General features: G+C 35.5%; 1 protein-coding gene. It reads left to right on the top strand.

From position 1 onward, the window contains the following. A partial coding sequence (locus Q0714_RS14210; protein WP_298266209.1) for a hypothetical protein occupies window positions 1–211 on the top strand: 211 nt, incomplete at both ends.

The raw sequence follows: 211 nt of genomic DNA, 5'->3' as shown, positions 1-211 counted from the left end.
GTAATGAGATTGATCAATGTCCAAATACACCTATAGGAACTTATGTTGATGAAGCAGGGTGTTTTGCATTACCCCCAACCAATTTTACGATAGAAGTTATAGGAGAAACCTGTGTTGGCAAAGAAAATGGTAGCATTGAGATTGCTGCACAAGAAGCCTATAATTATTCTGTAACAGTAGATGAAACAATTTATAACTTCACCAATACTAC

It is taken from the genome of uncultured Lutibacter sp. (genome assembly GCF_947493565.1).
GTDB lineage: Bacteria > Bacteroidota > Bacteroidia > Flavobacteriales > Flavobacteriaceae > Lutibacter > Lutibacter aestuarii.
Note: the sequence above shows the minus strand (reverse complement) of the source record. Positions and strands in the feature narration are given on the sequence as shown.